Genomic DNA, 15015 nt, shown 5'->3' with positions numbered 1-15015 from the left:
AAGTCTGTCACGAATTTATTACGATTTTGTGTCCACTTATTATGGTGTGACGGACTTCACATATCTTTTAATCTAGCTCCCTTAAGATTTAGTTAAGTAAGGGTTACAGTGTGGATTAGGGCTTCTAAACATTACTAAATCAATTTTCCACTATTCACAAAGTGTTTACAATTGAACCCTATTTTGACTGATTTTCCATGATAAGATGATTTTTGAAATCGGAAACGATTTACAGGGAGGTAGCAAAGTTGTACAAATTCGAGAAATCTTTTTACTCCAAAACAAGCATGTATTCCTTTGTCGTTGTAATGATCTTGTTTTTCTCAATGTGGTATTCAACATCGAAGTTTGTCCATATCGATATGGCGCTTCTGGGATATGCAATCTCATCAGCCGTCTTTGCGATTGGCCTGACAATCAGGATGAGCTTCTGGATGTGGCGAAAAGCCACTAGCAAGGTGGCGAAGCGAAGCGTTGATAACCTTTTTAATAAAGAAAGATTGAAACGCAATTCAAAAGCACTAATCAAAACATTGATTGATAATATCATTTTGCAAAAATTCATTTTCAAGCGCGGGATCTACCGCGGAATTCAGCACTTCATGATTTCATGGGGCTGCATCATTTCATTCGCTATCACATTCGGACTTACATTCGGATGGATGCGTTTCGACCTGATTGACCCGGAAACATACCAAATCATCGTTTTCGACATGCCGACCATCACGATGGCGGCTCACGGAGTTTTCGCTGAAATCGTCTATAACGGTTTGAACATCGGCGCGATCATGGTGTTAATCGGAGCGGGGATGGCCCTCTACCGACGCATCACTGATTATGACGTAAAAGTAACCCAGCGATTCGAGTTCGACATTCTGCCATTGATCATTCTATTGGCAGTGACAGTAACAGGCTTGATCCTGACAATTCAGTACACATTCCTTGATGGCTGGATGCATCATTATATGTCACTCATCCATCAGGTAACAGTCATCATCATGCTAATGTACTTCCCATTCGGAAAACTGTTCCACGTGCCAATCAGGCCGCTGGCTACAGCCGTACCAATGAGTTATCAAGAGGTGGTCAAAGTGGATACGAAATCATGTAAAAGCTGCGGACAGCCTTACAGCAATGATGACCAGATTGCGGATGTCCAGGCGATTTTAAAAAGCCAGAACTTCGACCTGCAGCTTGCGGACGGATCTTATCTTTCAGATTATTGCACAGGCTGCCGCCGCAGGATGAGAGCATTGAAACAAATGAATCTTGAAGCACCGCAAGGCAACCCATACGGACCGGTAAGCACAAGCAACGGAATTCATATATCAGGCTTCAGCAAAAAACGTTCGGAAGAATTTTACGGACTTGAACAGGATTCAAAGGAGGAAAAAGTAGATGAGCCAGTTTCTCGTTAAAGAAGGCGTAAAGAACCAGATCCGCAAAGGTGAAAAGCTAGTCACAACGCATTGCTGCTACTGCGGGATGCAGTGCGGCATGCACATCCGTGTCGATGAAAAGAATAACAAGGTTGTCGGTGTAGAACCGCGTTATGACTGGGTTTTAACAAGAGGGAAGATGTGCCCTAAAGGAGTCACGGCTTACCAGACAATTGACCATCCGGATCGCATCAAGACTCCTTTGATCAAAAAGAATGGCAAGTTCGTAGAAGCTACGTGGGACGAAGCTTTGGATTTGATTGAGAGCAAATATAAAGGAATCCAGGAAAACTACGGAAAAGATGCGGTTGGCGTCTACGGCGGCGTTTCGATGACAAATGAAAAATGTTACCTTGTCGGCAAGTACGCCCGCGTAGGACTTGGAACTCGCTATATCGACTATAACGGCAGCTACTGCATGAGCTCCGCTGCCGGCGGATTCAACAAGACGCTTGGAATGGACCGCGGCTCGACACTTCCTTGGACTGAGCTAGAGCATACGGATACTTTCTTCATGGCTGGCTCCAACACAGCGGAATGCCATCCGACCAGCATCCAATGGTTCTGGAAGGCAAAGGACAAAGGCGCGAAATTCATCGTCGCAGATCCGCGTGAAACAGCAACAGCGCGTGTGGCTGATGTTCATCTAGACTTGCTTCCAGGAACAGACGCTGCTTTGGCGAACGGCATCATGCATCTTTTGATTAAATATGATTATGTTGACAATCAATATGTACAGGAACGCTGCAACAACTTTGAAGAGTTAAAAGAAATGACAGAAAAGTTCACGCCTGAATATACATCAAAGCTTACAGGGGTCGCAGCTGAGAAAATCATCAAGGCAGCGCACATTTTCGGAAAATCACCACGCTCAGTCGTCATGTTCGCACGCGGCGCGGAGCAGCAGACTTCTGGTGTTGACAACGTAAGCCTTTATACATCAATGGCATTGTTAAGAGGACAAATTGGTAAATTTGCATCTGGCGTAGCCACTTTTACTGGCCAGGGCAACGGACAGGGCGGACGCGAACACGGACAGAAAGCAGACGCGCTTCCTGGATATCGCAAAATCGCCAACCCTAAGGATGTAGAACACGTAGCTGGAGTTTGGGGCATCAAGCCAGAAGAAATGCCGAAAGAAGGCGTTTCAGCATATGAGATGTTCCACCTGATGCAGAACAAGACGATCCGTGCATTGCATGTTATCTGCTCGAATCCGGTTGTTTCATCACCGAACATCAACTATGTACAGGATTCACTTGAAAAGCTTGACTTCCTGGTTGTGAATGACTTCTTCATGTCAGAAACTGCTGAGCTTGCGGATGTTGTTCTTCCGGCAACGACTTGGGCTGAAGACGAGGGTACGACTACAAATATCGAAGGTCGTGTCATCCGCATCCGTAAAGTTGTCGAGCCGCTTGGCGAATCCAAGCCTGACTGGGAAATCATGAAGCTGATCGCTGACCGCCTTGGGAAAAGGAAAGTTCTTCGATTACAACGAACCAAGAGAGATTTTTGACGAGCTTCGCCACGCTTCAAAAGGCGGAAAGGCTGATTACTACGGAGTAACTTACGAAAAAATCGATGAGCAGGACGGCGTATTCTGGCCAGCACCGGCAGAAGACTCCAAGGGAACTCCATCCATTTTCCAAGAGCGTTTTGCTACGGAAGATGGAAGAGCGAATCTTGCAGTTTGTGATTTCAGAGGACCTGCAGAGGTTCAATCAAAAGAGTATCCTTTATGGCTGACAACAGGACGTGTCGTATTCCACTATCTATCAGGCAACCAGACACGTCGCGTCGACTTCCTGATGGAACAATGCCCTGAGCCATTCGTAGAGATGCACCCGGAACTGGCAAGCCAGTACCAGGTCGAAAACGGTGAAAGAGTGAAATTGACCACACCGCGAGGCGATATGATCGCTCCGGTTAAAATAACAAAAGCAATCCGCAAAGACACAATGTTCGTCCCTTACCACTGGGGCAAAAAGCTGGCAGTCAACCAATTGACCAGCCCGGCACTGGATCCATTCTCAAGGATGCCTGAATTTAAAGTCTGTGCTGTAAAGCTTGAAAAACTGACGAAATAGGAGGAACGGCCATTATGAATAAAATAATGTATCTTGAATTTGAGCGCTGTATAGGATGCCGTGCCTGCCAGGCAGCCTGCCGTGAGTGTGGGGACCATGATGCTAAGGAACGGAACTATGTAGAATATGTAGACTTCACTGAATCTCGCCAGACATTTCCGATGCTGTGCATGCAATGTAAAGACCCTGCATGTGCGCGCGTCTGCCCGGCAAACGCCATTCAGATCACGGACGAAGGTGTCGTGTTGTCAGCGATGGAAGAAAAATGTATCGGCTGCCGCAACTGTACATTCGGCTGCCCATTCGGTATCCCGAAATTCGATTTCGAAACGAACAAAATGTACAAATGCGATATGTGCTATGACAGAACTCGTCATGATATCGCGCCAATGTGTGCATCTGTTTGCCCGAGTGACGCGATCCGCTTCATCGACTTTGATGAGATGCAGCAATTGCGCAGAAAACGTACCCAGATGAACCTGGTTGAAGGCAAAAAGCCGCAAGAGGGCAACAAATGGGATTACGTACCTGAATTCTTTGGTGTTTATACTGATTCACAGTCATAATAGAAAAGCGGAAGCGTCTCGAGGGGCTAGGCGCTGTAGCTGGACAGTTCTTGAAGTGAGTATATACTTTTACAGGGAAATTTAATGGAGCCGGCCGGAAAAGAGCGCTAAGTTCATTAGGGCCGGCTCTATTTGGTTAAACAAGTAAGGGATATAGCGAAAAAATCATTTTTATAGCGAAAAAGAAATTTTTATAGCAAAAAAATCATTTTTATATCGAAAATTAATTTTTTATAGCGAAAAAAACTTTTTTATAGAGAAAAATCAAATGATATAGCGAACTGGAAATTTTCAGCGATTTTTTCCAGCAAAGGTTTCAACCAATTTTAGATAAGGTAGGGAGTAATAACCCATCCAAAAAAGAGGTGCTTTCAAATGTTAAAAGGAAATGTGCTGGCTGTGACAAGCGGAAAAGGCGGAGTCGGGAAGTCTTCACTATCAGTAAATCTTGCGCTCGCGCTGCAAAAGCTTGGCAAGTCAGTCGCGATCATCGACCTTGATATATACGGATTCAGTGTACCGAAAATCCTGAATATAGATGCAAAACCAAAGACGTTCAACGGAAAAATCATTCCGGTTGAGGCGCACGGCATTAAAGTAATGTCCATGGGCTTCCTAGTGAAGGACAATGAACCGATCGTCTGGCGCGGACCGATGCTCGGCAAAATGATTCAGCATTTTACCGAAGATGTCCTCTGGGGAGAAATGGATTACTTCATTCTTGATATGCCTCCTGGGACGGGGGATGTTGCTTTAGATATGCACCTGATGATCCCGCAAAGCAAGGAAATCGTCGTGACGACACCGCATAAAGCTGCTTCATTCGTGGCGGAACGCGCCGGATCAATGGCAATCAAGAGCAAGCATGAAGTCATCGGAGTGGTCGAAAACATGTCTTATTTCAAGCCTGAGGACAGCGACCAGAAATATTTCATTTTTGGAAAAGGCGGCGGCGAGGAACTGGCAGCACAATTAGGTACGGATTTGCTCGGGCAGCTGCCGATACAAGAAGCGGATGAGAATAGTGAGACACCTGCGATTGCGCCGGGAAATACACCGCTATTCAATGAATATCTAAACCTGGCAGAAAAAATACATGCTAAGTTTTAGCTCTAGGAACAGGAGGATTTGGCTATGAGTGATGATAAAAAGCAGAACCGTCATGAAGATGATAAAGATATGATCAAGCTGATCGATAACCTGAACAGGAAAGACGATGTCCATTTGAATAGAAGGGCGTTTTTGAAAGCTTCGTTTGGTGCGACTGTCGCCATTGGACTTGCGACGACTCCATTCGGAATCTTTACATTCCTGCGCGATGAAAACGGAGAAGTGAAGCGGGTAGAAATCACGGATATCGAAGAGTTGGCAGTGGGGGAATCCAGGAACTTCAACTATCCGACGAAAAATGAACCAGCCATTTTGGTGAGAACACCGGAGGACAAATTTGTCGCGTACAATAATAAATGTACTCACCTTCAATGCCCAGTCTTTTATGAGCATAAGGAAAATGTCTTGCTGTGCCCTTGCCACAAAGGTTATTTCAATGTAGACAGCGGCCAGCCAATGGCAGGACCGCCACAGCGTGAGCTTCCAAAAATCCTTCTTGAAATCAAAGATGGCAAAGTGTTTGCAGTAGGGAGGGAAGTAAGGCATGGATAAAAAACGAATTGCTTTTTTCTCGATTTTCCTGTTCCTTGCCATTAACGTATTCTCGCTATCCAATGCCATCGAAGGCTATTATGGGCACGAAGATGAGCGTGTGTATGGTGCGGTGATTGTCGCGCTGATTTCTACTCTGCTGGCAACAACAGCCTTCTTCATTTGGAGAAAGGCAGAGTATAAAAAGTAAGCTGAAGGCGATGATAAAAGGAGAGCTCCTTTCTTAATGAAGATTTGTCCAACTATTAAGCCTGGAGTAGAAAAGGGAGGTATGAACGTGGTTTCCCATTCTTTTTTTCATCACGACAACAAGAAAGAATCAATCGAGGAAGTACTTGAAAATACGGTTGAGATTGAAGAGGATTTAATGCGTACTTACTTAATAACAGCTGAACGCGTCCATGACGATCCAGAGCTGAAGGAACGTCTTGAGAACTTCGCGGAAGGAAATGCGAAACGGACCAAGCAGCTGGTTGATGAATTGAATATAGAAAAATGAAGAAGCAGCGGATTTGACCGCTGCTTTTTGCGTCGTTAGCTAAACTGATTAGTCGGCACAACTCTAATATTTTCCCCTTCAAACTTCCTTTCCCCGAAAAGGGTGATCAAGGTGCAGCTTGTGATCCGGAACGGGCTTTCAGCGATTTCATACTCAGCAAGCAGACCGGAACCAAGTTCTTCGCCTTCTAGATTTAAAGCCTGTACGTTCTGGCCTTCGAGCGTCCTTAATTTTGCTTTCATCAGGAATAACTTCCACTCTTCCCAATTCTTAATCAAATACGCCTTCTCACCATTCTCCAGATAGCCTAGCTGGCAGCCTCTTTCATCGATGGCATCTCCGTTTCCATAGCTGAACTCCATGATGATATCCCGTAAAAATTGAAATTCATCAAGGTCAAGGTATGGGTCAATCTGGAATTCAACTTCTTTTCCTGTTTCTTTGAGAGTAGCAAGCGTTTTGTTGTGCCTCATTACAGATTTATTTTTTATATGTTGTGATTGAATATGTTCGAGGGAAGTACCCATAAGTTTCAAAGTAAGCATAATAATCTCCTTTATTCGTTCGCCTGTTACTTTCATTATAATGATTTTGCCCTATCTGCGGTGTGACAAACTTCATTTCATCCTCAGAAATAAGAAGGTTAGTTCGAAAGCTATAGATGAATTCTATTTTTCGACAATAACTGGCAAATAAATGGTTCGTTTATTAAGAAGGTTACAAACTTTGCAGGGGTTGTAGCAAAACTGAAAGCTCGCTGAAATATTGAATGAAAAATAGTTTGATAGAATACAATGATAAGGTTTTAAGGCAAGCTTGATAAGGGAAAAAGGAAATGTTAAGAAGAGCGTGTTATTAATGCCTGAAGGAGTCTGAAGGCTCTTTTTTTGGATTGATATTATGAAGAGGTCGGAGGAAAGTCATGACATTTGAAGAGCAATTAATCAAAAAGTCTTATTTTGAAACTTATATGGAATCAGGAAACAGGTCACATCCTGTTCGTGTTCTCAGTGAGCTATACCTTGAAGAGCAGAAGAATGATATGCCGGATTTAGCATATATCCGTTTTGCTCAGGGAGAGGTTTATTTTCACAATAAAGATTTTGAAGCAGCGATTTTTAAGTGGGAGAACATCACGAATGAATTCGAGCCGTGGGCGAAAAAGAACATGGGTGATGCCTTCCTCGAGCTTGGTTTGCTTGCTTCCGCTGAGGAGCTGTACCTGTCAATTGAAACAGATAGCAATGTGCTGAAAATAGAGAGCGGCCTTCAGCTTTTATCTCTCTACATAGAGCAGGGAAAGCTTGAAAAAGCAGTTGCTGTCATCAAGAAATCAGTGTCACTTGATCCAGATTATCCTGGTGTAACGGAGATTGCCCGTGCGTTCTTTGAAGAGCATAATGACTGGGATAATGCAGTCGAGCTGGCAGTCAATGAAGGTGTGCGAACCGGTTCGCCTAAGTGGTTCAATGTTTTGAATCAATATGTAGAACAGGGACACACCGCTCAGTTCGCACCGGATTACTTTAATGAAGCATTATCTGTTCTTTTCCAGGTGGACAGAAGCCGGTTTGAACAACTGGCGGTATCCCTGTGGGAAAGCTATAAGGGTCAAACTTCTTATATGACTTGGCTCAGGGAATTCAACCAATTATTCAGCGGAATGGACGGCAAGAGAAAAGACGGATGGACACATCTGTCAGCGGTCTATCAGGACACATATTTTGAGCTGATTAATGGAGATCGATTAATCAAGGAAATTTCACCGTTGATCCCTGAAATGCTTACCAATTGGCTGAAAATCACAAGTCCTGTTAACAGTCTTGTATCGGCATCGTCTATTATTGCGTGGAATGAGGTATTTCCAGGTGCCATCACCTCGTCCGCGATTCACGATGCAGAAAATCTTGTGCTGAATTCTCGCGAGTATCATAATGGTTATCAGGATAGCATGCAGCTATTCAAGACGATCATTGAATGGGCTGAAAATCATGAGATAGAGGTCGGCAACCGGATTAAGTGGATGGTCCAGGAGCTGCAGGAATCCAATGTTCATAATCTGTTGGTTACCGGAATATCAGGCAACGGGAAATCATCCTTCGTCAACACCATTGTTGGGGAAGAACTGATAACGGCACCAACTGCTGCTGTCATCCGGTTCAAGCAGGAGGAGAATCCGGAAATCCAGGAGATTACGGATACAGACGTCCGCCAAATAACGGATATCGAGGACTTCAAGAAAGCGGCAGGAGTTCGCCGTCAGAACCATAAAAATGAAACAATCATTGATTTCAAAGCAGAGTTCCCATTCCTGCGGGATCACGAATTAGCACTGATTGATACTCCTGGAATCAACAGTAACAACTATGACAAGCATCCATTGTACAATTACTTGAGATTTGCTGATAGTCTGCTTTTTGTGCTCAATGCAAATGATCCTTTTACGGAAAAAGAAAGGGAAGTCCTCTTGAAAATTTCAGAGTACTTCCCTGATCTCCCTATACATTTCCTGTTGAATAAAATAGATGTGATATACAGTCAGCAGGAGGTAATTGATGTTTTTGACCAGACATGGGCTGAAATCAGCCAATACTATCCTGATTCGAAAATGTTTGCTTTCTCATCTAACTATGATACAGGCAAGCAACTGAGGGATTTCTCTGATTTCATCCAAACAAACAGAAGTACAGTCGACTTCGAGCAAGAGCGGACCGCCAAACTGCAATTCTTCGTCAGAAGGGCGATCACGTACTTACTTGATAAACGAATCGAAATTGAGAATAATCATATAGAATCAATCAGCTGGAATGAAGAAATGGTGAGCAAGCTTAACGGAGCCCTCAACCAGCTGGGAGATATTGAGGAAGAAAAGTCACTTTCCATCCAGAAGTCATACCGAAAAATCAAGGATGAAACCCGTGCGGAAATCATCGAGAAGATTCCTGATATATTGCGTGGGTGTTCGGAATGGGTGAAGGAGGACAGCGATTTCGGAAAAATACATGCCGAAATGGACGAAGAAATGAACAAGAGAATCCAGGAATACCTCAATGGAACCGTGCTGCCGAAATTCCATGAAGATTTACGAGGATGGATTCATCATTCGAAGGACGAATTCGACCAAAGCCAAAACTATCTGAATGAAATGGCCGAGGGATTTAACGCGATGTATGGAGATGAAAGGATTTGTCTCGACTGTGATTTCAGGGTACTAGATGATTGGCGCCGCGATGCCGACCGGATGACGAACGGTGTCCATTATGAGAAGGTCAACATCATGAACCGCTCGACTCCTCAGCAGTTCTTCTTGAAAAGCGCTGGAAAACTGCTCGGTGTACTTCCGCAAAACAATGCGATGCTTTATAACAGATACAAAACCTATCTCGAGACTGAAGATTATTATGAAATCGGCGTAACCACTGCAAAAAGATTTCTGCAGCAATTCGAGATTTTTGAAAAATCGATTGAACGCGACGTGAACCTATTCTTCAAAAAACCGTTCAACGAACTCGAAGTAGCCGTTGAAGAAGCAAAATCTGATATCGAGTTTGGAAAGAACGAACTTGAAAAAATGAGAATTAACCCTGAACTGTACCGTGACCCATTAACACTTTATGAAGTAAAACTTCGCCAGTTTGAGTGGATGACCGCAGCAGGCAGGGGTTAAGTAAAAAGGAAGATTCCGATTTGGGGTCTTCCTTTTTTCTTCTACGAAAAAAAGAATATAACTAAATTTTCATAATAATATTGACAATATAAGTATAGGAGTTTAAAGTAAACTTTATCAATTTGCAACATTAACTAAATAAAGAAATTCTCTTATCAAGAGTGGCAGAGGGACTGGCCCTATGACGCCCAGCAACCGTTCCAAATGGAATTGGTGCTAAATCCTGCAAAACAATTACTTGTTTTGAAAGATAAGAGAGGAATCCGACCTTTGTATTCTACTGCGTTTGAAACCTCTCTTTTCTGGAGAGGTTTTTTTATTTGTGTTAGTCAGGCAGATCAATCAAAGGGGGAAATTCAGATGAAAAAAGGAATGAAAAAAGTATTTTTAGGTGCAGTTGCTTCTTCATTGCTGCTGACTGGCTGCGGAGGCGGAGAGACAAAAACGGCCAGCGGTCCAGTTGAAGGAGTTCCGGAACGATTTGCTAAAGGCGAGGAAGTCAAAATCAAAGTCATCCGCAAAATTGGCGGAGATGACCATACGGCGCAATTTTTAGCCGGAGCGAAAGCAGAAGGGGAGGCTCTTGGCTTCAAGGTAGACGTATTCACGGCGAATGGGGACACAGCTAAATTTCATGATGCAATCAATCAGGGGCTCCAGCAGGACTATGATGGATTCATCATTTCCCATGGAGATGACGCGGCAACGGTAGATGACGTAAAGAAATTAGTTGATAAAGGCAAGAGCGTCGTAACTTTCGATTCAAATCCGGAACTGGCTCAGGTCGAAGGAGTCACACTTACATCCCAGGATGACGAGGCTCTCGCAACGCAGGCACTGGACCAGCTTGTGAAGGACCAAAATGGAGAAGCCAATATTGTTTACCTCTGGGTAGATGGCTTCCCGCCAATGGTGAGAAGAAATAAAGTTTACCAGGAAACTCTGAAGGCGAATCCGGGAATCAAAGAGGTTGAGAGATTCGGAGTGGCTGCTGCAGATACAAGCGTCCAGACACAAAACGCAGTGTCGGCTATGCTGAACAAGCATCCAAAAGGAGAAATTGACGCGATTTTTGCAACATGGGATGCTTTTGCGATTGGAGCAGCTCGTGCCATTAAGGAAGCTGGGCGAGATGAAATCAAGATTTACGGAATCGATGTATCCAATGCAGACCTTCAGGAAATCCAGGGAGAAGACAGTCCATGGAAATACACCGCTGCTGTGGATCCAAAACTTATCGGTGAAGTAAATATGAGATTGCTTGCAAAAAAGCTGGCTGGCGAAGAAACACCTGCGAGTTACGATCTCGAAGCATCACTGATTTCACAGGAACAGCTTCAGCAGTCTGAAAATCCAGTGAACATGGTGAATCTTACTGAAATCATCGAAGGATGGGGCAAATCAGACGCATTTTTAGAAGATTGGATGGAGAAATTGAAGGATCACTATAAGAAATAACCATTGAAATGGATGACTGACAAGTTTTATAGCGGAAAAATCTTTTTTATAGCGATATTTTCGATTTTATAGCGAAAATCGAAATTTTATAGCGAAAATCATATTTTTATAGCGAAATGGAAATTTTACTCGATTTTTACCAGTTCAGTCACTCGAAGCAGGCACTCTCAAACTTGGAGAGTGTCTGCTTTGCAGATTGATAGGAGGAACCCGGATGAAACTTCAAATGAAAAGCATCAGTATTGACTGGGAACAGTACTTGCATTTGCCCTGGGCATCACCTATTATAAGCAAAAACATTAGAGTGCAGTTACATACAATGTCGTCACGGCACGATGTTTGTTCGGAAATAATGCGGTCACCAGGATATAGAATTTTCTATATCCTGTTTTCTTTTAAAGGAGAATTAGCATAGGGAGAGAAGTATAAAAATAAACATTCTTGAAGGAGGAATAAAAATTTACATTAAGTCATTTATTTATGTAGGAGAATGGATCTTGTTTTTATCTTTCCTTATTTATGCTCTTACCTTTCAACTCCTGTTTCTGGGGAATATCGCATTGGCTGATAATAATGATGAAGTTGTCTTTTTCCCGATTAGTTACTCACTCATCGTCGTGGCGCTGGGGGTTTTGTTCTATTTTTACATAAAGCATTTGCCAGGCAGCCGTGGATATCGGAAATTCAAGGAAGTCATATGGGGATTATTTTTCATAGCCACTGCAGTCAGCAGCCTGTTTTGGTTTTCAGTGAATGCGGCGGTTTATTCACAAGAGTTGCTGAGTAACCAAGTACTGCTTACCCTCATATTTGCAGTGTCTGCCACGTTGGCAGCTCAAATAGCAATTAAATTTAAAAGGGAAGGCTCAGGTAAAAGCTGAGCCTTTTTCAATCCTCAAAAAATGGTTTGTTCGCATAGTAATACATCCAGCCCATCATGATTCCGCCGCCAATCAGGTTGCCGATCGTCACGGGAATTAAATTGTGAATCACCCCTGTAATAGTAACGGATTGCGGGTCGTCAAGGACCATGCTGATCGCAAAGGTACACAGGTTGGCGATGCTGTGTTCATAACCCGAAATGAAGAAACAGTAGACGAAAAACACCATCGCAAACATTTTTGCTCCGTCGCCTTTCATCGACATCGGCAGGAAGAACGCGAGGCAAACGAGCCAGTTACAGAGAATGCCCCTGAAAAAAAGCTCTGAAGTTGGTGCAAGTGTCTTTTTCTCAGCAACACTCAACAAGAATCCGTTAACGGAATGATCATCAAACAATCCTGTTGTATAAATCAAAAAAGCAAACGCAGCTGCGCCAATGATATTGCCGACATAACTGTAAATCCACATCCTGGCCACCTGAAGCCAGGCCATTTTTTTTCGCAAAGCTGCAAACGTATAGTAAAAGGTGTTTCCTGTGAACAGGTCTCCTCCGCCATAGGCAATCAGGATAATGGCTGCCCCGAAGGTAATGGCAGCTATAGGGTAGGCAAAGGGCGAGTGTTCCACATAAAATGGATTTCCCGTCTTGAACGCAACAATGACCCCAAAGCCGATGAACATCGATGCCAGGGCAGCCCTTGCCAGATAGCGTATTTTGCTTTGTTTAAAAGTTTTTTGCTTTTTTAAGGCCAGTTTTTCGACTTCCTGCAAGGCTTGAACTTCCAAATAAAATCACCCGATTTTCTATATGTAATATGAACCTATTCTTCCTCTAAATCTCATTCATATGTAAATGGTTCCCTCAGACAGCGATAAAAAAACAATATCTTGAATGATTCTTCCATCTGAATAAAAACCAGCAGTGATGGAAGCTGTGTAACTGTCTCTCAAGCCCAAATAATTCATAGATAAGATTATACTTGATTTTGTCTCATAAAAAGTAAAAAAGACTGAATCACAAGGATCCAGTCTTTGCTCTTTTAAAAAGTATCTCTTACGAACTGGGGATTGCGCTGCATCGAGGCAAAAAGGACAATGCCGCTCACGAGCAGTAGTCCGCTTGTCAGGACGAATACCGAGGTGAATCCGAAGTACCCTGCAAGGAAACCGCCGAGCACAGGACCGATAATGTTTCCAAAGAAACGTAGACTCGTGTTATAGCCGAGTACTTCACCCTGCATTGCCACCGGTGCTTCCTGCCTGATATAAGCCACCCTGACAGGGATAATGCCGCCGATGGTGATGCCAAGCAGAAACCGAATCAGGACAAGCTGCCAGATGTTATCCACAAAACCGCCTGGCAAATAAATGATTGCCGATAGAAACAGGAGTACGACAAGTATTTTGATATAGCCAACCCGGTCGGCAATTTGCCCCCATTTCCGTGCCATTAACAAATTGCCAAGCCCTGCTGCTGAAAAGGCGATTCCAGAAAAGAATGCCAGGTTTTCAGGCCCATGCAGCTCTCCCACATATAGCGAAAGGATAGGCTGGATACTGAAATGGGCAATCTGCACCAGCATCGACATGAGCAGGACATTGACCATGATCGGATTTTTAAAGATATGCTGAAGAACTTCTTTGCGGCTGTAATTTGTCTTTGTTCCTTTTTTTATATCGACTCTGTATTCCATGACAAAAAACACGAGCAGACCAGAAAGGACAATGAATGCTGAGGTAGATTGGAAGGTTGTCGCATAGCCTAAGGTATCAGCAAGAACCCCGCCAAGCATCGGGACGAGCAACGAGCCTGTGATACTTCCTGTCTGCAGTGTTCCTAACACTTTGCCTGCTTCTTCCTTCGATGTCTGAGTTGAAATAAGTGCCTGTGATACAGGTATGAAGCCAGAGAATAATCCCATGAACATTCTCAGTAAAAATAACTCCAAGACGGAAGTTGCAAACCCTAGAAGAAAGACGGCTAACCCCATCCCGATTCCCATGAAAATGAGAATTCTCTTGCGTCCAAATCGGTCACCAAGTCTTCCAATCACAGGTGAAAATAGGAAGGCTGTTACGAAGGTAATACTGAACGTCAGGCCTGACCAGTTTTGGACATACCTTTCTGAAAAGTCACCAAAAGTTTCGATGTACAATGAGAGAAAAGGCATTACCATTGTCATGCTGCCGGCAATGAAGAAATTCGCGAACCACATGATCATCAAGTTGCGTTTCCCCTTTTGCTGCTGGGTCATTCCTTCAACACTTCTTTCTTGGAACGAATATTTCGCTTTTCTAAATATAATACCAAAATTTTGCTGTATTGAAAACCAATCGAGCAAGCAGGGACTATTTTAGCGTGTGTTGCCATTCGAGCAATTCAATTCGATTCCCGAACGGGTCATTTACATATATCCTGTTCGCACCTGGAAGCATGTCATCTTCATTAAAATCTATACCTGATGATGATAAATGCTGTTTCAATGCCTCTATATTTTCGATTTCAAACGCTGGATGCGCTTTACGTGCGGGTATAAACGATTCCTCAATTCCAATATGAATTTGACAATTTCCATATTGAAACCATGCTCCGCTCCGCTTTTTCAACTCTGCCGGTTTTTCGATTTCTGCAAATCCTAATACTTCTCCGAAAAATCTCCTGGCCTGATTTTCTGAACCTTTAGGTGCTGCCAGTTGAACATGATCAATTGCTTTGAATTTAAATTCCATATGAAATCCCCTCCCTAGTAAA

13 protein-coding genes, 1 pseudogene and 1 riboswitch are annotated in these 15015 nt (G+C 43.5%); of the genes and pseudogenes, 10 read left to right on the top strand and 4 right to left on the bottom strand.

Going from position 1 to position 15015, the window contains the following annotated elements; all coding sequences use genetic code 11:
• The first annotated feature begins 248 nt into the window (after positions 1 to 248).
• The 7 genes and pseudogenes from LC048_RS17050 (at position 249) to LC048_RS17020 (ending at position 6256) form a co-directional block, all read left to right on the top strand.
• On the top strand, positions 249 to 1418 hold the full coding sequence (locus LC048_RS17050; RefSeq protein WP_226601409.1) for an MFS transporter: 1170 nt from the start codon (positions 249 to 251) through the stop codon (positions 1416 to 1418).
• Positions 1399 to 3529, top strand: a pseudogene (gene fdhF / locus LC048_RS17045) (formate dehydrogenase subunit alpha). Before LC048_RS17050 ends, fdhF begins: the two are co-directional and overlap by 20 nt.
• A gap of 14 nt (positions 3530 to 3543) precedes the next feature.
• On the top strand, positions 3544 to 4095 hold the full coding sequence (locus tag LC048_RS17040; RefSeq protein WP_023625614.1) for a 4Fe-4S dicluster domain-containing protein: 552 nt from the start codon (positions 3544 to 3546) through the stop codon (positions 4093 to 4095).
• 375 nt (positions 4096 to 4470) lie between these two features.
• On the top strand, positions 4471 to 5205 hold the full coding sequence (locus LC048_RS17035) for an Mrp/NBP35 family ATP-binding protein (RefSeq protein ID WP_306048212.1): 735 nt from the start codon (positions 4471 to 4473) through the stop codon (positions 5203 to 5205).
• Between the two features lie 24 nt (positions 5206 to 5229).
• Positions 5230 to 5757, top strand: coding sequence for a QcrA and Rieske domain-containing protein (locus LC048_RS17030; RefSeq protein ID WP_226601407.1), 528 nt, complete (start codon positions 5230 to 5232; stop codon positions 5755 to 5757).
• Positions 5750 to 5947, top strand: coding sequence for a hypothetical protein (locus LC048_RS17025; RefSeq protein WP_102261554.1), 198 nt, complete (start codon positions 5750 to 5752; stop codon positions 5945 to 5947). The genes LC048_RS17030 and LC048_RS17025 overlap by 8 nt, the downstream gene beginning before the upstream one ends.
• 81 nt (positions 5948 to 6028) lie before the next feature.
• Positions 6029 to 6256, top strand: a complete 228-nt coding sequence (locus tag LC048_RS17020; RefSeq protein ID WP_371932074.1) for a hypothetical protein — start codon at positions 6029 to 6031, stop codon at positions 6254 to 6256.
• 35 nt (positions 6257 to 6291) lie between these two features.
• On the opposite strand, the gene LC048_RS17015 is transcribed toward LC048_RS17020, so the two are convergent.
• Positions 6292 to 6801, bottom strand: coding sequence for a hypothetical protein (locus LC048_RS17015; RefSeq protein WP_226601405.1), 510 nt, complete (start codon positions 6799 to 6801; stop codon positions 6292 to 6294).
• Between the two features lie 377 nt (positions 6802 to 7178).
• Here LC048_RS17015 and LC048_RS17010 point away from each other — a divergent pair, with 377 nt between their 5' ends.
• From LC048_RS17010 to LC048_RS17000, 3 genes are all read left to right on the top strand, one after another.
• Positions 7179 to 9923, top strand: coding sequence for a dynamin family protein (locus LC048_RS17010; RefSeq protein WP_226601404.1), 2745 nt, complete (start codon positions 7179 to 7181; stop codon positions 9921 to 9923).
• 149 nt (positions 9924 to 10072) lie between these two features.
• A riboswitch (SAM riboswitch) is annotated at positions 10073 to 10180 on the top strand.
• 103 nt (positions 10181 to 10283) lie between these two features.
• Positions 10284 to 11381 (top strand): sugar ABC transporter substrate-binding protein, encoded by a 1098-nt coding sequence (locus tag LC048_RS17005; RefSeq protein WP_226601403.1) that lies wholly within the window; start codon positions 10284 to 10286, stop codon positions 11379 to 11381.
• A 560-nt stretch (positions 11382 to 11941) separates the two neighbouring features.
• Positions 11942 to 12262 carry a hypothetical protein gene (locus tag LC048_RS17000; protein WP_306048209.1) on the top strand — a complete coding sequence of 107 codons (321 nt, stop codon included), beginning with the start codon at positions 11942 to 11944 and terminating at the stop codon, positions 12260 to 12262.
• A gap of 7 nt (positions 12263 to 12269) precedes the next feature.
• Here the strand turns inward: LC048_RS17000 and LC048_RS16995 are convergent, their stop codons facing one another.
• The 3 genes from LC048_RS16995 to LC048_RS16985 all read right to left on the bottom strand — a co-directional run bounded on the left by LC048_RS16995 (position 12270) and on the right by LC048_RS16985 (position 14993).
• Complete coding sequence (locus tag LC048_RS16995) at positions 12270 to 13049, bottom strand: formate/nitrite transporter family protein (protein WP_226601401.1); 780 nt, start codon at positions 13047 to 13049, stop codon at positions 12270 to 12272.
• A 254-nt stretch (positions 13050 to 13303) separates the two neighbouring features.
• A complete protein-coding gene (locus LC048_RS16990; RefSeq protein ID WP_306048207.1) occupies positions 13304 to 14518 on the bottom strand; it encodes an MFS transporter in 1215 nt (404 codons plus the stop codon).
• 94 nt (positions 14519 to 14612) lie between these two features.
• Positions 14613 to 14993, bottom strand: coding sequence for a VOC family protein (locus LC048_RS16985; protein ID WP_226601399.1), 381 nt, complete (start codon positions 14991 to 14993; stop codon positions 14613 to 14615).
• Positions 14994 to 15015: the final 22 nt, after the last annotated feature.

Source organism: Mesobacillus subterraneus (assembly GCF_020524355.2).
Taxonomy (GTDB): Bacteria; Bacillota; Bacilli; order Bacillales; family Cytobacillaceae; genus Mesobacillus; species Mesobacillus subterraneus_C.
This window is presented reverse-complemented; position numbering and strand designations above follow the sequence as displayed.

Excerpts from the sequence above, each read along its gene's own strand:
- LC048_RS17030 (WP_226601407.1), top strand. The coding sequence starts at position 5,230 with ATGAGTGATGATAAAAAGCAGAACCGTCATGAAGATGATAAAGATATG.
- LC048_RS17020 (WP_371932074.1), top strand. The coding sequence starts at position 6,029 with ATGAACGTGGTTTCCCATTCTTTTTTTCATCACGACAACAAGAAAGAA.
- LC048_RS17015 (WP_226601405.1), bottom strand. The coding sequence starts at position 6,801 with ATGCTTACTTTGAAACTTATGGGTACTTCCCTCGAACATATTCAATCA.
- LC048_RS16990 (WP_306048207.1), bottom strand. The coding sequence starts at position 14,518 with ATGACCCAGCAGCAAAAGGGGAAACGCAACTTGATGATCATGTGGTTC.
- LC048_RS17035 (WP_306048212.1), top strand. The coding sequence starts at position 4,471 with ATGTTAAAAGGAAATGTGCTGGCTGTGACAAGCGGAAAAGGCGGAGTC.
- LC048_RS17025 (WP_102261554.1), top strand. The coding sequence starts at position 5,750 with ATGGATAAAAAACGAATTGCTTTTTTCTCGATTTTCCTGTTCCTTGCC.
- LC048_RS16985 (WP_226601399.1), bottom strand. The coding sequence starts at position 14,993 with ATGGAATTTAAATTCAAAGCAATTGATCATGTTCAACTGGCAGCACCT.
- LC048_RS17010 (WP_226601404.1), top strand. The coding sequence starts at position 7,179 with ATGACATTTGAAGAGCAATTAATCAAAAAGTCTTATTTTGAAACTTAT.
- LC048_RS17005 (WP_226601403.1), top strand. The coding sequence starts at position 10,284 with ATGAAAAAAGGAATGAAAAAAGTATTTTTAGGTGCAGTTGCTTCTTCA.
- LC048_RS17040 (WP_023625614.1), top strand. The coding sequence starts at position 3,544 with ATGAATAAAATAATGTATCTTGAATTTGAGCGCTGTATAGGATGCCGT.